The sequence below is a fragment of the Armatimonadota bacterium genome (genome assembly GCA_016125185.1).
In the GTDB taxonomy this organism is placed as follows: Bacteria; Armatimonadota; Fimbriimonadia; order Fimbriimonadales; family Fimbriimonadaceae; genus Fimbriimonas.
On sequence record WGMG01000006.1, the window covers coordinates 107,274 to 129,129 of the forward strand.

Sequence of the window (21,856 nt, forward strand, 5' to 3'; positions counted from 1 at the left end):
CCTTTCTCGTGGCCTTCCGCCTCCCGAACGACCATCCGGGAGGCGATATTGAAAATTACCAGGCGTAGTGCTCAGGCGAGGTCTTGAACGCCGGGAAGATCGCGTCGATCTTCTCGTTCAACTCGGACGTGATCTCGATTTCGAGCGCTCGGAGAGAACCGTCGAGTTGTTCGATGGTTCGCGGACCGATGATCGGCGCCGTGACGAACGACTTCGAGAGGGTCCAAGCCAGGGCGACATCCGCCGGCTTCTCGCCGATCGATTCGCACAGGTCCTCCCACTTGGTCAGGGCGTCGCGATGCTTTTCGATGGTGGCTTTGGCGTGGTCGTTGTGTCGTCGAGCTCCGTCGGTGGTCTTGATGACGCCGCCCAGGATTCCTCCGGCCAGCGGTGACCACGGAATGACGCCCACACCATAGGCTTCGGCGGCGGGACCGACTTCCATCTCGATTTCGCGCTGAAGGAGCGAGTACTTCGACTGCTCGGTGACGAGACCGAGGGTGTTGCGCTTGGCGGCAGCTTCATTCGCCTGGACGATGTGCCATCCCGCAAAGTTGGACGAGCCGACATACAGAATCTTGCCCTGAGTCTTGAGTATTTCAAAGGCTTCCCAAATCTCTTCCCACGGCGCAGCGCGGTAGATGTGGTGCATCTGGTAGACGTCGATGTAGTCCGTCTTCATGCGCTTCAGCGAGCCTTCGCAAGCTCGGCGGATATGCAGGGCCGTCACCCGATTGGTGTTGGGCCAGTCCGTCAGTTCGTCCTTGCCCATGTCGCCGTAGAGCTTGGTGGCGATGACCACGCGCTCGCGGCGGTTGCCGCCCTGGGCGAACCAGTCACCGATGATCTGCTCAGTGATGCCCTCGCCGCGTTGCCAACCGTAGACGTCGGCGGTGTCGAAGAAATTGATGCGGTGCTCGAGCGCTCGATCCATGATGGCAAAGCTCTCTTCCTTGGTGGCATGAGGGCCAAAGTTCATGGTGCCGAGGCAGAGTCGAGAAACCTGAAGGCCGGTTCGGCCGAGGGAGGCGTACTTCATGGGTGTGTTCTACCCGTTCTACGAGCCAAAGGGCAAAATGATTCGATTAAGATGAGCCGGTCTCAGGTCTTACGCTTGACGGTGAACTTGACCTTGAACTGTCCTTGAGCGATATATCCCTCCGAAGACTTCAGCGAGAAATCCTTGGTCGAGTAAACGCTCGTCACCTTCATCGTTCCGCTGGGGTCGCTCATCGGGGTCAATGTCAAATTCCAATCCACTGTGACCGTGCCGGCCTTCTCGTCGGAACTGGTTAATCGCCCGGTTCCGTCGAACACGATGTCTTTCTTCTCGTTCTGCCAATGCACTTTTACAACCTGATCCTTGGCGATGTCCTCGCTGGTGGTCATTCCTGCCGCGCCGAGGAAGATGAAGAACTCCTCGCCGTTGGTGATCGTGGCTTTGTCAGGCATCCCGCTTTTGCCAACCGGCGTCGTTAGCGTTGGCAGGCCATCGGTCGGCGGATTGCCGTTGGCGGTCATGGTTAAGGCTTTGTAGAGTACGGTCGCGCCCGACTCGGTGACTTCCTGAACCGTCGTTTCGATGTCGGATGCGAACGACCCGCCCGAGTTGGGAAGTTCGAGTTCGCAATGGTAGCTAGCGACATCTTTCGCGGTGTACTTTCGCTGGAACTTCCAGCCGTCGAGAGAGGGCGAAGGTTGGGCCGCAAGGGCGGCGAGAATGAAAGGGGCAAAAACCATGTGGACGCCTTTGACCCATTATATGCGAAGTCGGAGGGCCGTGCAGTTCGGTATAATACTTTCTTCACGCGCTCGTAGCTCAGTGGATAGAGCATCAGCTTGCGGAGCTGGGGGTCGGAGGTTCGAGTCCTCTCGAGCGCGCCAAATTTTCTACCTATTTTGTACCCTCTACGGGTATAAAGTATATATTGAAAACGAATTCCCTCGATCCTGATCGGTTGGGAACGATAGCGAGCACAATCTGCGCTATCCATTGCGCGATTACCGGCATCGCAGTTAGCGTCCTGTCCATAATTGGCTTTACCATGCTCCAGTCGCCTTACTTGGAGTGGGGCTTTTTGGGCATGGCGTTAGTCTTCGGTTGCTGGGCGGCGTGGCGAGGCTTTGCGAAGCACCATTCTTGGATGCCAGTCTTCATTTTCTTGGTAGGGTTTGTTCTGCTGGGTGGCTCGCACTTGGTCGTCGCCCATCGAGCGGATGGCACGCCAAGCGGCTACGCCGAGCTATTTTCGGTGCTCGGTGGTGTTTGCCTCGTAAGTTTCCACTACATCAACCGCCTGCACATGAAGTCGTGCGAGCGATAACATTACTTCTTCAGTAGGTTCTTCAAAATGAAGAAGGCATTCGCTGGTCGTTCGGCCAGGCGGCGTGTAAAGTACGGGTACCACTGGTCGCCATAGGGAACATAGATACGCACGTTGTAGCCCTCAGCCACGAGGCTGGACTGCAGATCTCGGCGGATGCCGAGAAGCATCTGGAATTCGAAGCCCGACTTGTCGATATTGTTCGATTCGACGTACTGCTTGAGCTCTAAGATGATCTTTTCATCCTGAGTGGCAATAGCAGGATAGGTGCCCTTGTCGAGGAATCGCTTGGCCTGGGCTACATATTGTTCGTCGACTTTCGCCTTGTCTTGGTAGGCCACTGCCGCTGGCTCCAGGTACGCGCCCTTCACCAATCGGGTGCGAATCTTTTTCTCGATCATAAGATCGACGTCGTCGTCATTGCGATGCAGATAGCTCTGGAGAACGGTGCCGGTGTTGGGCAACTCCTGGTGCACGCGAGTGACGATGTCCACCGTTCGCTCGGTATAGTCCGACGACTCCATGTCGATACGGACAAAGTTGTCCAGCTCAACTGCTCGCTCCACCACCTTTCGGTAGTTGGCCTCGGCAAAGTCGCTGCCCTGATCGAGTCCACATTGCGTGAGTTTGATCGAAATGTTCATCGGCTCTGTGCCGGAGTGGTTGGTGCGCCACGCGCGAACCTTGTCCGACTGGTCGATGCGGTCGAGCATCTGGGCGTACATTTGGCAGGATGCCAACGCTTCCGACTCCGAATGGGCGTTCTCTCCCAGGTAGTCGAGCGTAATCCTAGGGCCGGCCGAGAGAATCTGCTCCGTCTCGGTGATGGCTTGTTCGAGGGTATCTCCGGCGATGAAACGGCTGACGAGAGGACGGAAAAGAAACGACTTCTTAACCAGAGACTCGACCGGCTTGAGGCTAGAGGTCTTGAGAACGAAATTTCGAGCAAGCGACATCGCGTGCGGAGAGTTTACTTTTTTGAGAGCGCCCTTTGGGAGGGAGATTCCCCCATCCCGATAACAATGCCAGCGAGCATTAGGCGGGAACGGCTTGTAGGCCTTCGAAGATTCGGATAAGGTCCTCGACTTTATTCGCTTGGTAAAGCTCCGACCGGATTTGTGCGGCCCCCGGAATGCCCTTGATGTACATCGGCAATTGCCCGCGCAACGAGCGAATCGCTCGCCCCTCATTCAGCAAGAAATCAGGATGCTCTTTGGCCTCTTCATAGCTCGAAAGCTCGCATTCGTAGGCAACCTGCAGGCGAGCGTGGAGCAGCGCCGTGTCGATTCGCTCTTGGAGCGTCGGCTCTTTCGGCTCCGGTAGGCCTTGCATCGCCGCGGAAATCTTGCCGAGCGCCCATGGATTTGAGATCGCCGCACGGCCCACCATGACGCCGTCGCATCCGGTCTCGCGCATCATCGTGAGTGCGTCTTCCGCCGTTTTGACATCGCCATTGCCGACGAGCGGCACCGAAACCGACTCGCGAAGGCGCTTGATCAGGTCCCAGTCAGCTTGGCCATCGAACCCCTGCTTGGCAAAACGAGCATGAAGCGTCAGCATCTGGGCGCCGGCATCCTGAAACCGACGGGCAAGATCGGGCGCGGCAAATAGGGAATAGTCCCACCCGGCGCGGACCTTGACTGTCACCGGTACCTTCACGGCCTGCACAACGGCCTTCACGATCGACTCGGCGGTGTCGGGGTCCTTCAGGAGTGCGGCTCCTGAGCCGGTTTTGCAAACCTTCGGCACCCAACATCCCATGTTGATGTCCACCAAGTCGGCTCCCATATCCTCGGCAATACGGGCGGTATCGGCCATGACGTCGGGCTCCGCCCCGAAAATCTGGATGCCCAGCGGACGTTCGTCGGGGTGGATCTGCATCTTCTTGAACGTTTTCACCGCCCCGTAGCGGATGGCCATCGCGCTTACGAACTCGGTGAAAACCAGTCCCGGATTGCCGATTCGCTTGGCGATGATGCGCATCGGCAGGGAAGTGACGTCCTCCATCGGCGCTAGGATGAGCGGCGGATCGATCTTGATGGAGCCTACGGAGAACACCCTAATAGGATACTTGGACTATTTGCAAAAGCCGGTGATCATTGACAGGTACAGGTCCATTACGAAAGGACTATAATGCCCGTATGCGTTTGCTTACTGTTCTCGGCGGTGTTCTATTGCCGCTTTCCGTGTTGGCGGTTGTCCCCGGTACCTCGTCGGATACCAACACTTCAGATTTTCAGTCCGTTGGCCGAATCGGTGGCGCTTCTGGTGTGCTCGTCGGCGCTGACCTCGTTCTGACAGCCAAACATGTTGGCTCGGGGGCGTTTACGCTTCCTGGCTACGGCACGTTCAATGTCATCGCTAACTCGACGGTAAACGATCCGAATGCGGACTTGACTCTTTTTCGAATCGACACCGGGGGCATGTCGCTTCCGTACACGACGATCGACGTGAGCGCGATGAATTTTGGCGACGCGGTTACGATGGTTGGCTACGGCAGTTCTGGCATGACCAATGGCGCAGGCACTGGGTACGACATCAACCTCAGCAGTGGAATCCGCCGCAAAGCCGTCGGCAACTACGAGTTCACGGATTACATCGATGAGCCGGGCTACCAGGCCGGATACTCGTTAATCGCGCCGCTTCGCCACGATGGGCAGGCCGCATTGGCTGGTGGCGACTCTGGCGGCGGTTGGTTCCGCAATGGTTATCTTGTTGGCACCAACGCGTTCATCGGCACGTACGGAAACTGGAGCAATTACATCTTCAGCACCAGCAACACCGACTTCTTTGTGTCGGGTGCGATTTCTCTGTCGGACAACGTGCAGTTCCTGCGTGACAATAACGTCACGTTTGTTCCCGAGCCTGCTTCGTTCGCCGCGATGGCGCTCGGTTTGGCTGGCTTGGCGATTCGCCGCAAGCGAGCCTAAGGTCGATTCATGAAAAAGGGGCCAACATGGCCCCTTTTTCATGCCTTCTTGGAAGGACCGCCCTTGGTGACCAGATCAATAATGATGGTCGCCAAACAGCCGCCGATGATGCCTGCACAGATGCCACCGGCGACATCGGTTGGCCAGTGCACCCCGCGATAAATTCGGCTAAGTCCAACCCCAAACGCCCAAACATAGGCGAGAATAACACCCCACCACCTGCCTTGCCGACTGGCGAGAATGGCGAGGGCGGTTGCCACGGCAAAGGCCGTGGCTGTATGCGCCGACGGAAAAGACGAATGGTAGATCGGCTCCTGCACGACGGCGAACGGCAGGTTGCTTGGCCTTTCGCGAGGCATCAATCCTTTGAAGGTGTGAGCGATAGCCGTCCCGCCGAGGATCGCCGCCAGGCCCATCGAAAAGGCATAGATTCGCGCCTCCTTCTTCAATAAAAGCACGATCGCGACAATGGCGACGCAGGAACCGAGTCCCGAGTAGCTGAGGGCGGCGAAGAAAACGTCGCACAAGGGGTTCCGCCATCCGAGATTGATTGAGCGGAAGAGGTCGAGATCCACGCTAACCTTCCAGAAGGGGCAGAAGCTCGGTCAGTTCGGAGATGATCAGATTGGGCATCGGGCCTTCGGTTGGAATCGCTTCCGGTTTGCCGGTTTTCGAGCTCGGAGGAACATCCGAATCGCGGCGGATCCACGCCGTCGCCCAGCCATAGTCGATAGCCGGTTTGATATCGTGTCCGAAGGAGTTGCCCACCATCAGGAGTTGGTCCGGCGTGCAGTCCACCGCCTTGGCCGCCAACTCAAAGACGTTGCGATGGGGCTTGCCGAGACGCATTTCTCCTTCGATGAAAATGTTCGAGAAATATGGCCGAATCCCTAACGTATCGATCTCCATGTTTTGAATGTCGGCTGGCCCATTGGTGATCAGGCCGAGGGGATATTTGCCATATAGGTGGTCGATGATGACATAGCTGTCTTCAAACAAATGAAGGTTTCGATCGCGTTCGATCATGTAGGCCTGGCTGAGAGATTTGGCCAATTCCATGTCATCGACTCCTATCGAAAGCAACGTCAATTGCATCTGATGAGTTCGCGTCACCGTGCCAGACGTCAAATATTCGTGATAGAGCTTGGTCTGCTCCTTCAGTTCGGGGCTGAATTGCCGAAAGGTCTCGCCCCACGCGAGCACCATTTCTTCCGGCGATTTACCCGGAACTGGATTCTGCTCAAAAGCGGACTTCAGGCCGGCTTTGCTGGCATTCCAGTAACCGCATAGGGTGTCGTCGAGATCGAAGTAAACCGCTTTGACTTGAGAAAATCGATCCTTGAGCGCCTGATCCACTTCCTTTATTATGGCTTGAATCGGTCGAGGGCTGGAGTCGTTCCGTTCTTTGCGAAGGCACCGACCAGCCATCCAGCTTGCGGATGCAGGGCCGAGCGGGTGACGGTACCGACCTTATTACCATCGGTATCGACGAGGTCTGATCCCTTCGCCATCTCCTCCAGCGATTGATAAACCGCCCACGTTTTGTTGGTGTGGCCCCGGCTGTGAATGCGGTGATTGACCTCCTGGCCCGTATAGCAACCCTTCGTGTAGCTCATCACCATTTGCTCGAATTTGGGACCCATTTCGGCCGGAAAGTTGGACTCATCGATGTCGAGCCCCCAAAGCGGCAGGCTCGCCTCTAGCGACGCGAGTTCCAAAACTTCGAGGCTCATCGTGCGGCCCTGGCAAGGACCGACCACATCGTGCCCTGGCCAAAGGGTGCGTTTGGCCGGAAGACCTTTTCCGCCGAGGAGTACGTGAAAGAGCGGTTCATCCAGAACTCTAGCGGTGCAGTCTTCGAGGATGACCATCTGCTCGACTCGTTGGAGGATTGCTGGTACGCAAGGGGCGGGGACGATCATCCAACCTTTGCCGTCTACAAGATGCAAGTCGCCGGTAGCCAAGATTTGGCCGGTTGGTTTGCACAGACAAAAGGAGATAGGGCGATTTTCGGCTAACTCCCGCATATCGTTAGTGATCTGCCCTTGGAGCCATTCGCGCCATTCGGTCCCGTCGAACTCGACGAGCGCGCAGTTCTCCAGCCTAAAGACTCCCCCCTCATGACGAAGCAGTTCATAATCGGAGGAGGTCTGGTTCATACCAAGACGGTTCTACGTCGAAACAGAACGAGGCGTTGGTGAGCACATGGCAAATCCCTGGCTTTTGGGCGGAATCGCGGTCCTTTTTGGGATCGGAGCCTCAATGGTGCGTGAGTTCGAGGGAGCGGCGGCACGGGAGATCGCGGGCAAATTGGAAGGCGACCATAAAAAGGTCTCGCTTCATGTGACCTACCCCGGTTTACTGAGCCCGGCGCTAGGCGAAGTTGGCACGGCTACGATTCGTGCCTCACAATTCCGATGTGAAGGGCTGCCACTGTTCACAGAGCCGACGAGGAGCCGCAAGGGGTCGATCAAGCATCTGCAGTTGGATTTATCCGACTTCTACCTGCGCGACCTTCGGTGCAACCGGTTTACTGCCGACATTCCCGGATGCCGGTTCGACTTTGCCTTGGCCGCCTCGCAGAAAAAGATCCGACTTAGTAAAAGTGGTTTAGGGATTGGAACAGTGGAGCTTTTGGTGGAGGACCTCGCTCCGTACATCCTCAAGAAGTATCGCGAGATCAAGGCGGTCGAAGTCTCGACGGACGGAAAATGGGTGAGGGTGAAAGGTTCAGGTGACTTCCTCGTTCTCAAAGCTGACTTTGACGTGAAGGCGCACTTGACGACGAACGGGGGTCAGCTATTGCTCAGTGACGCAATCATTCGGATCGACAATAAGTCGACTGATGCGGATAGTGAAGCCGCTCTCATGAACACACTTAACCCTGTGATCGACTTTGCGAAAGACCTTGACCTTTACGACGCGGTGTTTGCCCGAAAGGTTGAAATTCAGGGCAATAAGATTCTAGTGACCGGCGACGTAAAAATTCCCGACTTGCCCAAGGAATAGCTACTCGATTTCGAGTGACCCAAAGCGCTTTTCGGTGGAATCCGACTTTGCGGACAGCAAACTGAACGCCTTTTCGATTCTTTTTCGCTCGCGGTCGGCGACTTCCTTTTTACTGGGCTCTTTCTGGGAAAAATCGTCTACATGACTTAGTAGCAGTTGATACTGAGTCTTTAGCTGAGCGTAGGAAGCGTTGCTAGAAATACCCAAGACTGTCACCGCTTCGGCCTCGGTCATTGCGGCGATTTGGTCGGTTGCCACCTGTTGCTCGGATTTCTTGAGCGTAATACCTTCTTCTAAGGCTTGGTCGAGTTCTTTGACTGCCTTTTCCTCGACTGATTCTTTGCCGAAAACAGCGTCGTGGGCCTTCGTTGCGTAGGCTCTTCCCAGGTTAATGACTCGATCCAACTCGGACATGAATATCTCTAAATTACCCTACGTATGCAAAACGTCCTGGGCTTCCAAAACCGAGGACTGAATCGCGTCGAGCGCTCCCAGCGACGAACGAAGATCGGACGCCCGGTCCGTGGCGTTAGCGGATGCATTGCTGACGGCCAACTTGGCCTTCAACTCACTTAGTGAAGCCTTAGTGACTTCGATTTCGTTTTCAATTTTCTTGATGATCGTCCGAGCCTTTTGATATTCCTGGAGCTCACCTTGCTTGGACTCCATCGCTTTTGCATAGCTCAGCTTTTCTTGAGGCGACTCTGCCTCATCGTGAAGTCGCTGTAAGCGGTCCATCTCGGACTGAATATTTGCATGACTATCGATCGCCTTGCGTAGGCCGTCGCGGGTTTGCAAAGCCAGCACCACGCGCTCGTGGGTTGCATCGAGTTCATCGTTAACGGAACTAGACATCGCGTGTACGGCGGGATCATCGGACGCCGTCACGATATTTCTAATCTCCCGGCGGAGCGAACGGATCGGACGGTAGAACGCCTGTGAGTCGAAGGACAGGGTAGGGAAGTCATCTTGACTGTTCGCTTCCCGAACGGATTTCGACGACGTGACGAACGCAACAACCAGGCCGATCATGAGGATAAGCATTACCACCAGGAGGAGCATTACCATGAGTGTCCTTATCAGTGTACGTTCCGGGCTCAGAATCGGACATGCAAAAAGATGGAAAAGTCGCGGAAATTTCGATCGGTGAGCCGGTAGGTTCCTTCCAGTTGGATTCCTTTTGCTGCGTTGTACACGCATCCTAATCGAGTAAAGGTTTCTCGGTCACCAAATACCTTCGAAACACCTGCAAAGGCAGAGTGCCGATGCCCCAGATCATAGGTGACCAAGAAGTCGCCGGCTTCCTTGTCTTTTGATGTTCCTTCGGGCTGCCGAAGTACAATGGCTTCTGTTCGGTATACGAACTTTTGAGAGCGGCGATAGATGTCAACGCCAACCGCCTGTTTCCAGCCGTTACCGAGTCCCTCGGGTTTCTGCAGGGACTGGGTGAGCGCCATCGACGAACTATTGACGCCCCAATGTCGGCCAACGGCGAAACTAAGTCCGAGCCCTCGGCCACCAATTCGTCCGACGACGCCATACTGCCGACCGTTTCCACCGTCAGCGATGGCGATCGCTAACGGAACGCCGCCAAGCGCGAGGTTAGAATCGATCCGCGCCGCCTGGACGGACTGGTGGAAGAACGCTCCCCCGCCAAAAGGGACATATTGCTTTCCTACTCTCCAAGATCCCGGATCCTCGACGTAGTATTCGTCGAAGGCGTCGTCGTCCGGGTCGTTCTTAATGGGTTGAACGCGCTCGGCAAAGACTACCCGCAGGCCGACGGGAAGGTACGTTTGGAGGGTGATGACCGAATGCCGCCCCAGCGGTGTATAGGTTCGACCGCCTAGCGAATATTCCTTCGACGAAGCCATTCCTAGGCTCAGGTCCCCTCGGATTCGCACGTCGGGAGCCTGAGCCAAGGCGACGGAGGTGGTCAGACAGGCGAATCCGAGAGCGAGCGACTTCACAGTAATCCTAGGACGTTTTCGACCGGCACTTCGGTTTGCTCGCCGGTCTCCATGTTCTTTAACGACACCGTTCTCTTTGCAAGTTCCGAATCGCCGATGATCGCGCAGAAGCGCGATTGGGAAGAATCGGCCTGCCGCATCTGGGATTTCATGCTTCGACTGTCGAGGTCAAGCAAAACGGTTTTGCCATTTGAACGCAGGTTTCGCGTCAGTTCACGGACCATACTGCTAGCTTCATTCGTAGCTCGAACTACGAAGATGTCCGGCTTGTTGATCGGCACCTGAACTTGCTTTTCTTGAACCGCGAGAATAACACGCTCAACACCAATTCCGAATCCAACGCAGGGCGTCTGCGGACCGCCGATTTCCTTCACGAGATTGTCATAACGACCACCCCCAAAGATCGAAAGACCCGGCAGATATTGAGAGACAAACTCGAACACCGTCTCTGTGTAGTAGTCCAGTCCGCGAACCGTCCCCGGAGAGACTTCGTAGGGAACTTCGGCTTCGTCGAGAAGCTGTTTCAGCGCTTCGAACCGCTCTCGGGAATCTGGCTCCAGGAATTCCAGGATTGGCCGTAGACCTTCCAGAGCCTTCTGCTGATCGGGATCCTTGGAGTCCAACATTCCCAAGGGATTCTTCCGAATTCGTTCGGAGACCTCCGTTGAAGCGTCTTTCAGATAACCATCAACGAACTCCAAAATATGTTCGGAAAATTTGCTTCGACACTCGGTCCGACCAATAGAGTTAATGTAAATCGGTTCGTTTCCCAAACCAATGGCGCAAAGGAATCGATAGGCGAGCTCGAGGATTTCCGCATCGGCTTCCGCACTATTTGCGCCGAGGAGTTCGGCTCCAAACTGGTGCAGTTCACGCAGGCGTCCTTTTTGGCTTCGGTTGTACCGGTAGCAGGGGGTCAAATAGTAAAAACGTGCGTGCGTTCCTTGCGGACAAAGGTTGTGTTCGACGACTGCTCGCATGACCGGAGCGGTGCCCTCGGGCTTCAGGGCAACATCCCGGCCACCCTTGTCTTGAAACTCGTACATCTCCTTCGAAACGATGTCGCTTTGCTCGCCGGCGGTGCGCTTGAACAACGCCACGTCCTCGAAGACTGGTGTCCGAATTTCTCCGTAGCCGAAATGATGGGCAAGCTCTCGATAGATCGACTCGAGCCACTGCCAGGTAACGGCCTGGCCGGGCAAAACGTCTTCGGTTCCGCGAGGAGCTTGAATTCGCATAGAACCTTTATTGTGACATCTCAGAGCTTGGGGCCAACCGCGCCGAGAATGCGGAGGAGGCAGTACACGGCAACAATGATGGGAAGACCCGAACCGAACCGAATGCCTTCAGTCCCATAGAGCACGACAAAGACAGCAGATGGGAGGCTGAGGAGGAAGTGAAGCCAGATCGCCCACTTCCGGCCCTGGCAGGTCGCGATGGCGAAGAAGAAGGTGAATATGAAATAGGCGACCGCCAAGACAATAAGAGCTATACCAGTCGGTTGCGTCATGGTGTCGATCGTATGGCGAACCGACGGATCGGAGACCTTTTTGTACATCTCCTTCTTGATGTCGGGCGCAAGGCCGTAAACGATGGCACCGAGCAGGGCAACGGCAGCAGTCGAGCAACATCCCCCGAAAACTTGCCAGATGCCAAGGATGATGTCGCCGGCGAAGGCGCGATTGCCGGAGCTTCGCCGAGAAACTGATCTGGAACTCGACCTCCTCCGCTTCGCCTTCTTTTTCGCCACATAGAAAATACGGGCAAGAGGTACCTATCGGATCGGGAATTGCCTGAAAATCCGTTCGTTCCTTTACCAATGTCAAAACCGGGTTCTCCTCTCGTCGGAGCTAAGAAACAGGCCGCAAAACAATCCAGGTTTGGATTCGTTCTCCATTTAGTGGTGTTGATTGGTACATTGGTGGCGGGATTAGCCGTGGCGAATCCGATGCAGGAGCTTTCTCCACAAGATGTCTTTGACCGCATGGAGAGGAACGCAAAGATCGCGCCAACCATTGCAAAGTATCTACCTGGTTGGTCTGCCTTCGTCCAACAAACCAAGTTGTACGTCGAGGCACATCGAGCGGAATTCTTCGACTTTGTCTCCAATGAGGAGAAGGAAATCGAGGCCGGAAAAGTTGGTCCGGCCAAACCCGTCAAGCCTCAACAGAAAGCTGGAATACCACAGAATCCCTTCTCTGCAAATGGATACCCCGCTGCGCTAAGTTCTACCAATTTTGTAAGAGCGATCGCTTTGGCGGGACAAGATGATTGCCCTGAAGACGGCCAAGTTCCGTTTCCTTCCTGTCCTGGCGAGCGAACAACCACAAAGGAACCGAGACTTTCGCCATTGACCCGGCTCTGCGCCCATGAACATCTGGGCCTTTTTGATGGGCAAATTGCGCTGGTTGCCAAGGCAATCGCTCTGTTGATTTCGGGAAAGCCCTCCGTTGTGGCCCACCCTTTCATGATGACTTTGAGCAAGATATCACCGGACGAGAAACTCGCATGGGCACAATGGGCGAATCCATTCAGTTGGAGGTCCTCGTCGTCAAGTGGATTGTCATTCAACCTAATTGAAGCCTTGCAGAAGATTGACGAAGTTGTCGCAAGCGAACCAAAGTTGAAAGCCAAGCTTGATGAAGTCATCCGTATCCAAAAGGAGAGTGACGAAAAACGGAAACCTGGAAAAGGTTACGACCTTCACTATGCGCATCGTGCTCCGTTAGGCAACCAAATCATCGTTGCTGAAGCCCCCTTCGATCAAGGTGTTCTGGTTGGCTACTGCGATGGCGATGAAACACAGCGCAACCTCTTTAGGAAGTATTTTCCATGGAAGGCGGGGCAGATAGATCGACTGCTTTCAGCCGGAACGCTCATGGTGAAGCACGTTGAGTCTTTGGCAAATTCCTCGAGCGAGATTGAGTCTTATGTGCCAGGTTATGGAGCTCTTGTCAGGTCTGTTCTTGGGCAAGTGCAAGCAGATCAAGTCGAATTTAACAGCTATGTGTCGAGAATTCAGAGCGGCCTCATACACTTCCACGTGAAGGGGAATCCAAGTAGTGAACTAGGGCTTGTACGCTCTTACAATCATTACTTTCGAGCGCCAAGGTCGTGGGCTGGGCACTGGTTTCCGCTGGCAATGCTTTTGGCAAACCTTGATCTTCCTGAGATCGACTTTTACACCATCCCAACATGGAAAGAGGCCTTCCTGTATCCCGACTCCACGATCGATTTGATCATCATGGCGAGAATGTTGTTCGAAATCCGCGACTATGGAACAAAGCTGACGGACGTCGAAAAAAAGGAATCACTGACTAACTTCCTTCAATACTTTCGCGATCTGATGAGAGGACAAGAGACGGATCCAGAAGGAACGGCAGACAGGGTGATTCAGTTCATTCGCAGCGCCGAGGAATTCGCCTCCAAATGTCCACGCGTTCTTCGCGACAAGGCGACGAAGAGGCCAGCTGCACTTCAGGTGGTTACAAAGATTTGGATTAATCCTCCCTTGGCCAAGGTTCTCCGAAAGCGATATCTATCTGGGGACAAGGCCAACCGTAAACTTCTGACCAACTACTTCACCCGCAAGGAATTCGATCCCGGAAAGCCCTATCCCGGTATCGGTTAGCTAGGTCTACAGTAAACTCCGGCCATGCAGTATCGCGAGCTCGGCAAGACCGGCGTGAAAGTTTCCGAAGTGAGTTTGGGTTGTTGGACGATGGGTGGCCTCAACTGGGTCAATGGCAATCCGAACGGATGGGCAAACGTCGATGAAGACGAGATCACGGTTGCCATCAAGAAGGGTATCGATGCCGGCGTCAACCATTTCGACAACGCCGATGTCTACGGCAACGGCCGCGCCGAGCGTATGCTCCGACGCGTCCTCGACAAGCTCGGCGTTCCCAGCCACGACTTTGTCATCGCGACCAAAGTCGGCCACTTTCCCGGAACCGCTGAGAATGCCTACGAAGCCCTCCATGTGCGCCATCAGTGCGAGCAGTCGCTAAAGAACCTAAATCGCGAATACATCGATGTGTACTACTTCCACCACGGTTACTTTGGTGAATCGGACATGTACTTGGATGACGCCGTCGCCATGATGAACAAGCTGGTGGAGGAAGGGAAGGTCCGGATCAAGGGGCAATCTGCCTACAGTGCTGACGACTTTGAGCGAGTGACGCCAAAGGTCCAGCCCGCCGTTTTGCAAAGCTGGGCGCATGCCATGGACGACCAGTTTGTCCGCCCAGGCTCACGAGTGAGCGAACTGATGAAGAAGCACGACATGACGTTCGTGGCGTTCAGCCCGCTAGCCCAGGGGCTTCTTCTCGACAAGTTCGACCCAAAGAATCCTCCGCAGTTCGACGAAGGCGACCACCGCCGTGGAAGCAAGAATTTCAGCTCTGAGCGACTGGAGGCCCTCAAGCCGAAGATGGCAAAGCTGAAGGAGCGATTTGGCGACTCGATCGAAGACCTCAGCGCCGTTGCCCAGCGGTACATCCTCAACATGCCGAACGTGGCGTGCACGATCCCGGGCTTCCGAAACGAGCGGCAGGTCGTGTGCAACCTCTCGGCGGATGGCCGCGAGCTTAGTCAGGCGGATATGGACTTCATCCGAGAAACGCTGGACGCTTAAGCGGCCTTCTGGGCCTCGCCAACGGCGCGTGCAACCAGGTCTTCGAACGGCAACGGCCGAGCAAAGTAGAAGCCCTGGCTGTACTCCACGCCAAGGTTGGCGAGGAATACGTATTGGGCTTCGCTCTCGATGCCTTCTGCCACAATCTGCAGGTTCAACGCACGGGCAAGCCGGACGATGGTGCCTAGCACCTCTTCTTGCTTGCGGTCGACGCCGATGCCATCCACAAACTTCTTATCGATCTTGAGGCAGTTGAACGGCAGGCTGGCCAAGGTCGCGAGCGACGAGTAGCCGGTTCCAAAGTCATCGATGGCGAGCGAGAAGCCACGCTCCTGAAGCTGAGTCAGCATCGAGACGCACTCGCCCGAGTCGTGCATGATCGACGATTCGGTGATCTCGATCAGCATGTTCTTCTGGCTGATGCCCCACTTGTCGAGGGCCGAATGGAAAACGTTCAGGGTCGACTGGTTCTTGAGTTGCCGCAGCGACATGTTGAGGCTGATCACGATCTTCGAATCTCTCGTTTGCTGGGCGAAACTTGCGATGGCGCGGGCGGCCTCATCGATGACGAAGTTTCCAAGGTCGTTGATGAAGTCGGACTCTTCGGCGATCGGGATAAACGTTCCTGGCGATACCGGACCGAATCGACTGGAGTTCCAGCGAAGCAGTGCTTCTGCCTTAACCAGCTTCTTCGTCTTGTTGCAGTAGATCGGCTGGAACATCAGATAGAATTCGCGGTCGATCAGTGCCTGGCGCATCGCCGTTTCGAGTTCCACTCGCATCTTGGCCTTGAAGCTCATCTCCGGCTTGTAAGCCACCGGGTAGTTGGTGAGGTTCTTTCGGGCATTCTCGAGGGCGAGGTTGATCTTTCGAAGTAGGGTGGCGGCATTGTCACCATCAACCGAACTGACAAAGCCCATGCGACAAACCTTCGCGATTTCGACGCCGTCGATGTAGGTTGGCTTCTGGCAGATTTCGTCCACCCTTCCAACCAGCCAAGACATCGTCGAATCCTCGGGCACGATCACAACAAAGTCGTCTCCCGCAAGGTGGCCCACAATTCCGTTCGTGCCTACGCCTTCGCTCAACTGCTGGCCGAATTCGTGCAGGAGCTTGTCGGCCACTTCGGCGCCCCACGACTCGTTCACGTTTCGGAAATTGCCAATCTCGATGCCGATCACGCTGATCTGATGACTCTTTTCAAGCAGTTCATTCATGACGTCGTGGATTCGGGTTCGGTTGATCAGCCCAGTGATGGTGTCATAGTAGGCCAGCCGACGAATCTCATCGTTGCGCCGCTTCGGCTCGGTGACGTCGCGTACAAATCCGTGGATCGACACGCTGCCATCTGGCTCATAGTCAAAATCTAATTGCTCTTCGAACCAAAGCTCTTCTGTATCAGTATTGAGTCGATACTCGCTGGTGAGCGAAGAGAGTTTGCCGTCGAATGCGAAGCCGAGGAGTTTCTCCCAAACCAATCGGTCCTCAGGATTTCGCCGTTTGTCCCAAGCTTGCTCGAAAGACACGCCGTCCTTAGCCAAGTCGTTGGCAAGCCAATCGAAGTGCGGTTCGTATTTCAGGCCAGCTTTCCAGATCATGCCTTCATTCGTCTTCCACGCTTTTCCGTTCCAGACCAAACATCCGGCGTTCGAAAGGGTGCTGATGAGCGAACCGCTGATTTCCTCGCTGGCATTCATGGCCTCGAGCAGTTCGGCTTCGGTCTTCGAGAGCTTCTTCCTCTGCTCGATCATTTCGGCCGTCAGCACGAGGTTATCGCGATGCGAAGCCCACAGGAAGGCGACCGAGAACAGGGCAAGCAAGACGGCCACGATTGCGGTGGCGTAGATTCCATACTCTAGTGCGCCAAACAGGGCATCTCGGTCGGCCTGAAATCCGCCAAACTGCATGTCGACAGCCAAAATGGCTTTGACCTTTCCGTCCTTGCCAACCAGGGGTCGGTACCCGGTAACGTACATGCCCATTGGGCCAGTTTTTGTCACCCGTTCGACGGTCGGAACGACCTTCTTGTTGGACTTGAATAGCTCCGCCGGATGCGTCTTTAAAATCTGATTGACGTCTTGCGTCGGTTGGAGCGGCACTGACTTACGATATTGGGTCGCATCCACCAAGTAGTAGGCGCTGTTCCCTCGAATTTCCAGCGTGTAAGCCCGCAAGGCGTTGGGATAGCTGTGCAGGAAGTTCTTGATCGTCTTTTGGGTCGATAGATACGCTTTTGACTTCTTCGATCCTGCCTTTGCGATTTCCTGCTGGGCGTCAGCGTCGAGGATGCGGGCGAGATAGGCAGATGCGTTGCGAACGTGCTCGACGCGGGTGTCGAACACTTGGTCGAGCGACTTCCGGTACATGATGTACGTGGAAATACTGCCGCCGACAAAGGAAACCAAAAGCACGAAAATCGCGACATTGAAGACCTGGCGACCCGAGGCGTCGTTCCGCCACAGGCTGAAGCCTTTCTTTTTCCCGTATGTGAATCGCTTTTGTTTCTTGCGCCAAGGTGCCTGCATAACCCTGAAGAAGCGGCGTTCCCAAACCGGCTTCCACAGACTCTTGTTCCACAGTCCAGCCCTGTTTATTGGGTACAAAGCACTCCTTAGCCGACTTTTGGGAGGAACCCGAGGAAATTGCCGGATTTGGCCTGAAGTTCTAGAGGTTTGGTGCCAAACATTCCAATGAGCGCTCTTTGCGTCTCTGGGTTTATGCAAACGTTCGCCAAGATTCTTAAGCACACCGACGTCCTCCTCGGAGTCGGCCTCCTCTTGGTGGTTTCGATGCTCATTTTGCCGCTCCCACACTGGGCGGTGGACCTTGGTCTTGTCATGGCGATCGGGTCGTCGGTCATGATCCTTTTGACCTCAGTCAACGTCTCCGATCCGCTTCAATTTTCCGTCTTCCCGTCGATGCTTGTCATCACGACGCTGTTCCGACTGGCGCTCAGTATCGCCGCCACCAAACTCATTCTTGGCACCGGTCAGGCTGGCCATGTCATCGAGACGTTCGGTAACTTCGTCATGGGTGGCGACTTCGTGGTCGGCTTTGTCGCGTTCCTTATCTTGGTCGTCGTCCAGTTCGTCGTCATCACGAACGGTGCCGGACGCGTGTCAGAAGTCGTCGCGCGGTTCACCTTGGATGCGATGCCAGGTAAGCAGATGGCGATCGACGCCGATCTCGCCGCGGGCCTCATCGACGAAGAAATGGCCAAAGAGCGCCGCAAAAAGATCAAGCAGGAAGCGGACTTCTACGGTGCGATGGACGGTGCCTCGAAGTTCGTGAAGGGCGATGCTATCGCCTCGATCCTCATCATCATTATCAACATCATCGGCGGCTTCGCGGTCGGCTTCTTCAAGGGCCAAAGCGATCCGTTGACGATCCTCAAAACGTATTCGCTACTCAGCGTGGGCGAAGGTCTGACCTCGCAGTTGCCCGCACTGCTCATCAGCTCTGCTAGCGGTCTTTTGGTCACTCGTGCCGGCCAGGATCGAACGATGGCGGGCGAAGTCGCTTCTCAGATTTTCAACCAGCCCAAGGCGCTCTTGGTTGGATCTGGCTCCATCGCGGCATTTGGTTTAGTGCCTGGCTTCCCGGCGACTCTGTTCTTCGGTGCCGGTGCCATCATGTTCGGTTTGTACCGCTTTGCCATCAGCAATCCAGGCGTCTCAAAGATGTTTGATCCCGCTCCCGAGAAGCCGAAGCAGGAAGCGGCTCCCGCTCCGGCACCGACTGGACCGGAAGCGGTTCTGCCTTTGCTGGCCGTCGATCCCATCGAGATCGAAATAGGTTACGGCCTGACCAAACTGGCTGACCCCAAGGTCGGTGGTGACCTGTCCGATCGGATTGCCTCGACCCGACGTCAGATCGCGACCGAACTCGGTTTCGTCATGCCGACGGTACGCATCCGCGACTCCATCCAGCTCACCAATACGGAGTACATCATCAAGATTCGTGGCGAGGAAGTCGCCCGTGCCGAGATGATGCCCGACCGCATGCTGGCCGTCAACAGCGGTGACGCAGTGGATTCGATTCCTGGTATCAAGACTATCGACCCCGTCTTCAAGATGGAAGCGCTGTGGATTTCGTCGGACCAGCAGGAACTAGCCGAGCGCGTCGGCTACACCGTCATCGAGCCGTCGGCGGTCATCTCGACCCACCTTTCCGAACTCGTCAAGGGCCACGCACCGGAACTGCTCAGCCGCCAAGACGTCCAGACCCTCATCGACGAAGTCCGAAAGACCAACGATGCGGCCGTCAACGAGATCATTCCCGATGTCGTCAGCCTTTCCGATGTCCAGAAGGTCCTTCAGCACCTGCTCCGCGAGCGCATTCCGATTCGCGACATGGTGACCATCGTCGAAACCCTTGCCGATTTCGCCGGTCGAACCAAGGATGTCGAGCAGTTGGGAGAAATCGTCCGATCCGCCATTGCGCGCACCGTCACCCGCCAGTATTTGGATTTCGAAGACAAGCTCCGCTGTATCACGCTGGAGCCGCCGCTTGAGCGAGAACTCGCCGACAAGGTGAGCCTGACTTCGGCCGGAACCGCCATGGTGCTCGACCCCATGACCCAGACCAAGCTGGTTCAGCAACTGAAGACCGAGTACGACCGCCTCACCATGCAGGGCTACCAGCCGGTGCTGTTGTGCGGAGCCCAACTCCGACTCTCCATGCGCCGATTCCTCGACCGACACCTGCCCAACCTTGCGGTCCTGGCGTACAGCGAGATTTCCGCCAAGGCCGACGTCGAATTTGTTGGTCAGGTTGCGGCTTAGTTGGCTTCCAACAGCACGTAAAGTGCGTTTTCCGGGAAGCCGATTCGAATGCCGTCCGACGATGGCGTGACATCCAACTTCCCGCTGGGAACCAGGTTGGAATCCAACACCGAACCCTTCACCAGGTTCTTGTTTTTGATAGCGAGAACGAGGTTGGCCTTCTCGCACACCCACGGTGCGTGTCCGATGTCCGTGATCTCAAAGCCGGGGACCTCCTTTCCGCCATCGAGCTTGATAGTCGTCGGACGTTCTTTCCATCCGCTCGGGCGAGCCTCGGTGTTGAACTGCACCAGCACCTTCTTTGAAGTTGCGATCGGCTGGTTGTCCAGCGAGACGACCACCAGGGAACCAAACGACGATTGCATCACGGCGGTCATGCTTGAGGTTTGAACTCGGATCGCGCCCGGACCCTTGGCCACGAAGCCTTGCGCCATCGGAGCATCGAGCTTACAGACTCCCTTGCCGTAGTCGAAGGTCAGTTCGCCGGTATTGGAGGTGACGGTCTTATTGGCCTTATCCCAGCCTTTTGTCGAGGCGTACGATTCGCCTTTGCCTCCATAGTTCACCTGCACCGGACCGATGAAGTACGCCATCGGGTCGACGCCGGTTTTGATGTTCGAGGACGGGGCGATATCGCCCGAGTCTCGATTCGGATCGTAGCCCGACTCCTCCGAGATGATCGGCACGTTTCGGTTCCAAATGTCCTGCAGTTGGCGATTCTCGATGACGGCGGGTTTCCCGCGCTGAATCAGTCCTTTGCGGTACATGTAGGCGGTGGCAGGGAAGGCGCCGAGGACGTCGGGCGAGCCAAAGAACCACTTCATTTGCCCTTCGTTGTAGCCGTTCGCACTTTGCGGCGGAGTCCATTGCTCATCGCCGGTAGCGAACCAGCAGTAAGCATCGACCCCATTGAGTGATGAATAGGCCGAGACAAGGAAGGGAGCCTCCACCATATTGCGGCACGGCATCACCCACATGCTCTCGGTGACCACCATCGGTCGTCCCACGGTTTGCTTGATGTTCAACGGAAATTCCTTCGGATCGTCCAGGATCGACGTCGACGCGTATTTGTCTCCGCGGTCGACTGACCATCCTTCGTTCGGTCCTTTGTGGATGCCACCTGTGTAGCGATTGACGGCGTCAACCTCGTTGGCCGTGTAGCTCCATCGCTCGGCGTCGTTGAGTCGAACCGTGTCCGCCGTGCGCCAATTCCCAGCGTTCACCAGCGCTTTACATCCGAGGGTATCGCGCAAATACTTCTCGATGTCGGCGTTGAAATCATACATGGTTTTGCTCATGAACTCTAACTGATCGGCAAGTCTCGCCTCGACGCCTCCGGTCCGATGCTGGGTCATCTCCCAGATGTTCATGAGGTCGTAATGACCAGTCGCATCTGCTGGTTGGCTCGCCCCCTGCCAGGCGCGACGGATCGCGGCGTCGTTGCCATATTTCTTCATGAGGAATTGGTTGAAGAGCCGGATCAGATTGTCTCGTTGCCGACCTTTGATGTTATTGAAGGTCCAAAACAGGAGTGAGTCTTCATTCTGAATCTCGAAGATGGCCATGGCCGGATCCTTCGCCAAAGAAATCCCAGTGTACGGATTCTTCGGTTCGAGTAGCTTTCGAAGCCAAATCTTGTACGCATTGCGCATCGTGGGGTCGAAGAAGAGGAGCCCATCTGCACCCTGCGCGCCACCCGGAACACCCCAGCTCTCGGGAATCTTGGTCGGCACCATCCAGTAAGGTGAGACCACCGAGTACACGCCTGCCTTCTTCATCGCCGCGACGCCGCGCCACACCCAATCGATCTCGCTCTGATTGACGTCGTCGATTCGCTGCTTGTCTGTTGGCGCGATCTGGGCATGGAACCGAACGAGGTTGATCCCCCGCTTGGCCATGAAGTTCGCATGCGTCTTGAGGTCCGGTTCTTGCTGGGTCCAGCGTGGCCGGGCATGCCAAGGCTTTTCTCGGCCGACGACGGTATCCATCGCCCAAAATCGAATCGGCTCCCCATCGCCTCGCACAAAATCGCCGTTCTTATCGACCGAGATGTAGCCATGCTCGCCCGCCTCTTTCTCGTTGAGCGACCGCATGTCGAGCACTGCCGATGGACTGAACGTATCCGGCCTCGGATTGAATTCAAACCCGTTCGACTGGAAAAAGAGCAGGGCGGCGATGACCATAGGCACATTATAGAGGGGGC

General features: G+C 55.8%; 20 protein-coding genes and 1 tRNA gene. 7 read left to right on the top strand and 14 right to left on the bottom strand.

Annotated features, from left to right (window positions below; translation table 11 throughout):
- Nucleotides 1–55 precede the first annotated feature (55 nt).
- Entirely contained in the window at nucleotides 56–1,039 is a 984-nt protein-coding gene (locus GC165_08180) for an aldo/keto reductase (GenBank protein MBI1332843.1), read from the bottom strand.
- A gap of 62 nt (nucleotides 1,040–1,101) precedes the next feature.
- Nucleotides 1,102–1,740: a hypothetical protein gene (locus GC165_08185; GenBank protein ID MBI1332844.1), complete on the bottom strand. Its 639-nt coding sequence runs from the start codon at nucleotides 1,738–1,740 to the stop codon at nucleotides 1,102–1,104.
- 68 nt (nucleotides 1,741–1,808) lie between these two features.
- Here GC165_08185 and GC165_08190 point away from each other — a divergent pair.
- Both GC165_08190 and GC165_08195 read left to right on the top strand, forming a co-directional pair.
- Nucleotides 1,809–1,884: transfer RNA gene (locus tag GC165_08190), tRNA-Arg, on the top strand.
- Nucleotides 1,848–2,324: a MerC family mercury resistance protein gene (locus tag GC165_08195; GenBank protein ID MBI1332845.1), complete on the top strand. Its 477-nt coding sequence runs from the start codon at nucleotides 1,848–1,850 to the stop codon at nucleotides 2,322–2,324. The genes GC165_08190 and GC165_08195 overlap by 37 nt, the downstream gene beginning before the upstream one ends.
- A 2-nt stretch (nucleotides 2,325–2,326) precedes the next feature.
- On the opposite strand, the gene GC165_08200 is transcribed toward GC165_08195, so the two are convergent.
- Both GC165_08200 and dusB read right to left on the bottom strand, forming a co-directional pair.
- Nucleotides 2,327–3,280, bottom strand: coding sequence for a proline dehydrogenase (locus GC165_08200; protein MBI1332846.1), 954 nt, complete (start codon nucleotides 3,278–3,280; stop codon nucleotides 2,327–2,329).
- 79 nt (nucleotides 3,281–3,359) lie between these two features.
- Nucleotides 3,360–4,382 (bottom strand): tRNA dihydrouridine synthase DusB, encoded by a 1,023-nt coding sequence (gene dusB, locus GC165_08205; GenBank protein ID MBI1332847.1) that lies wholly within the window; start codon nucleotides 4,380–4,382, stop codon nucleotides 3,360–3,362.
- Nucleotides 4,383–4,465: 83 nt separating this feature from the next.
- Between dusB and GC165_08210 the strand changes: the two genes are divergently transcribed.
- Nucleotides 4,466–5,254, top strand: a complete 789-nt coding sequence (locus tag GC165_08210; GenBank protein ID MBI1332848.1) for a PEP-CTERM sorting domain-containing protein — start codon at nucleotides 4,466–4,468, stop codon at nucleotides 5,252–5,254.
- 38 nt (nucleotides 5,255–5,292) lie between these two features.
- Here the strand turns inward: GC165_08210 and GC165_08215 are convergent, their stop codons facing one another.
- The 3 genes from GC165_08215 to GC165_08225 are packed head-to-tail and all read right to left on the bottom strand — an operon-like array spanning nucleotide 5,293 to nucleotide 7,413.
- Nucleotides 5,293–5,829 carry a phosphatase PAP2 family protein gene (locus GC165_08215; GenBank protein ID MBI1332849.1) on the bottom strand — a complete coding sequence of 179 codons (537 nt, stop codon included), beginning with the start codon at nucleotides 5,827–5,829 and terminating at the stop codon, nucleotides 5,293–5,295.
- Between the two features lies 1 nt (nucleotide 5,830).
- The gene (locus GC165_08220) at nucleotides 5,831–6,682 is read right to left on the bottom strand and encodes an HAD-IA family hydrolase (GenBank protein ID MBI1332850.1); all 852 of its coding nucleotides are present in this window, start codon (nucleotides 6,680–6,682) and stop codon (nucleotides 5,831–5,833) included.
- Nucleotides 6,619–7,413, bottom strand: a complete 795-nt coding sequence (locus GC165_08225; protein MBI1332851.1) for a hypothetical protein — start codon at nucleotides 7,411–7,413, stop codon at nucleotides 6,619–6,621. Before GC165_08225 ends, GC165_08220 begins: the two co-directional genes overlap by 64 nt.
- Nucleotides 7,414–7,459: 46 nt before the next feature.
- Between GC165_08225 and GC165_08230 the strand changes: the two genes are divergently transcribed.
- A complete protein-coding gene (locus GC165_08230) occupies nucleotides 7,460–8,263 on the top strand; it encodes a hypothetical protein (protein ID MBI1332852.1) in 804 nt (267 codons plus the stop codon).
- On the opposite strand, the gene GC165_08235 is transcribed toward GC165_08230, so the two are convergent.
- From GC165_08235 to GC165_08255, 5 genes are read right to left on the bottom strand one after another with little or no spacing between them, the layout of a single operon-like run.
- A complete protein-coding gene (locus GC165_08235; GenBank protein ID MBI1332853.1) occupies nucleotides 8,264–8,677 on the bottom strand; it encodes a hypothetical protein in 414 nt (137 codons plus the stop codon). It lies immediately after the preceding gene.
- A gap of 18 nt (nucleotides 8,678–8,695) precedes the next feature.
- Nucleotides 8,696–9,331 carry a hypothetical protein gene (locus tag GC165_08240; GenBank protein ID MBI1332854.1) on the bottom strand — a complete coding sequence of 212 codons (636 nt, stop codon included), beginning with the start codon at nucleotides 9,329–9,331 and terminating at the stop codon, nucleotides 8,696–8,698.
- A gap of 29 nt (nucleotides 9,332–9,360) precedes the next feature.
- Nucleotides 9,361–10,233, bottom strand: coding sequence for a hypothetical protein (locus GC165_08245; protein MBI1332855.1), 873 nt, complete (start codon nucleotides 10,231–10,233; stop codon nucleotides 9,361–9,363).
- Nucleotides 10,230–11,471, bottom strand: a complete 1,242-nt coding sequence (locus tag GC165_08250) for a histidine--tRNA ligase (GenBank protein MBI1332856.1) — start codon at nucleotides 11,469–11,471, stop codon at nucleotides 10,230–10,232. The genes GC165_08245 and GC165_08250 overlap by 4 nt, the downstream gene beginning before the upstream one ends.
- Nucleotides 11,472–11,491: 20 nt before the next feature.
- Nucleotides 11,492–11,983 carry a hypothetical protein gene (locus GC165_08255; GenBank protein MBI1332857.1) on the bottom strand — a complete coding sequence of 164 codons (492 nt, stop codon included), beginning with the start codon at nucleotides 11,981–11,983 and terminating at the stop codon, nucleotides 11,492–11,494.
- Nucleotides 11,984–12,022: 39 nt separating this feature from the next.
- On the opposite strand from GC165_08255, the gene GC165_08260 reads away from it, so the two are divergent.
- Together GC165_08260 and GC165_08265 are read left to right on the top strand one after the other, a co-directional pair.
- Complete coding sequence (locus GC165_08260) at nucleotides 12,023–13,864, top strand: hypothetical protein (GenBank protein ID MBI1332858.1); 1,842 nt, start codon at nucleotides 12,023–12,025, stop codon at nucleotides 13,862–13,864.
- Nucleotides 13,865–13,888: 24 nt separating this feature from the next.
- Nucleotides 13,889–14,869, top strand: a complete 981-nt coding sequence (locus GC165_08265) for a hypothetical protein (protein ID MBI1332859.1) — start codon at nucleotides 13,889–13,891, stop codon at nucleotides 14,867–14,869.
- On the opposite strand, the gene GC165_08270 is transcribed toward GC165_08265, so the two are convergent.
- Nucleotides 14,866–17,394, bottom strand: coding sequence for an EAL domain-containing protein (locus tag GC165_08270; protein ID MBI1332860.1), 2,529 nt, complete (start codon nucleotides 17,392–17,394; stop codon nucleotides 14,866–14,868). The genes GC165_08265 and GC165_08270 overlap by 4 nt on opposite strands.
- 165 nt (nucleotides 17,395–17,559) lie before the next feature.
- On the opposite strand from GC165_08270, the gene flhA reads away from it, so the two are divergent.
- On the top strand, nucleotides 17,560–19,653 hold the full coding sequence (gene flhA / locus GC165_08275) for a flagellar biosynthesis protein FlhA (protein MBI1332861.1): 2,094 nt from the start codon (nucleotides 17,560–17,562) through the stop codon (nucleotides 19,651–19,653).
- On the opposite strand, the gene GC165_08280 is transcribed toward flhA, so the two are convergent.
- A complete protein-coding gene (locus GC165_08280; GenBank protein ID MBI1332862.1) occupies nucleotides 19,650–21,836 on the bottom strand; it encodes a hypothetical protein in 2,187 nt (728 codons plus the stop codon). The genes flhA and GC165_08280 overlap by 4 nt on opposite strands.
- Nucleotides 21,837–21,856: the final 20 nt, after the last annotated feature.

Coding starts and splice junctions, on each gene's coding strand:
- GC165_08270 (MBI1332860.1), bottom strand. CDS start 17,394: ATGCAGGCACCTTGGCGCAAGAAACAAAAGCGATTCACATACGGGAAA.
- GC165_08230 (MBI1332852.1), top strand. CDS start 7,460: ATGGCAAATCCCTGGCTTTTGGGCGGAATCGCGGTCCTTTTTGGGATC.
- GC165_08280 (MBI1332862.1), bottom strand. CDS start 21,836: ATGGTCATCGCCGCCCTGCTCTTTTTCCAGTCGAACGGGTTTGAATTC.
- GC165_08210 (MBI1332848.1), top strand. CDS start 4,466: ATGCGTTTGCTTACTGTTCTCGGCGGTGTTCTATTGCCGCTTTCCGTG.
- GC165_08265 (MBI1332859.1), top strand. CDS start 13,889: ATGCAGTATCGCGAGCTCGGCAAGACCGGCGTGAAAGTTTCCGAAGTG.
- GC165_08180 (MBI1332843.1), bottom strand. CDS start 1,039: ATGAAGTACGCCTCCCTCGGCCGAACCGGCCTTCAGGTTTCTCGACTC.
- GC165_08225 (MBI1332851.1), bottom strand. CDS start 7,413: ATGAACCAGACCTCCTCCGATTATGAACTGCTTCGTCATGAGGGGGGA.
- GC165_08185 (MBI1332844.1), bottom strand. CDS start 1,740: ATGGTTTTTGCCCCTTTCATTCTCGCCGCCCTTGCGGCCCAACCTTCG.
- GC165_08240 (MBI1332854.1), bottom strand. CDS start 9,331: ATGGTAATGCTCCTCCTGGTGGTAATGCTTATCCTCATGATCGGCCTG.
- flhA (MBI1332861.1), top strand. CDS start 17,560: ATGAGCGCTCTTTGCGTCTCTGGGTTTATGCAAACGTTCGCCAAGATT.
- GC165_08250 (MBI1332856.1), bottom strand. CDS start 11,471: ATGCGAATTCAAGCTCCTCGCGGAACCGAAGACGTTTTGCCCGGCCAG.
- GC165_08200 (MBI1332846.1), bottom strand. CDS start 3,280: ATGTCGCTTGCTCGAAATTTCGTTCTCAAGACCTCTAGCCTCAAGCCG.
- GC165_08235 (MBI1332853.1), bottom strand. CDS start 8,677: ATGTCCGAGTTGGATCGAGTCATTAACCTGGGAAGAGCCTACGCAACG.
- GC165_08220 (MBI1332850.1), bottom strand. CDS start 6,682: ATGGCTGGTCGGTGCCTTCGCAAAGAACGGAACGACTCCAGCCCTCGA.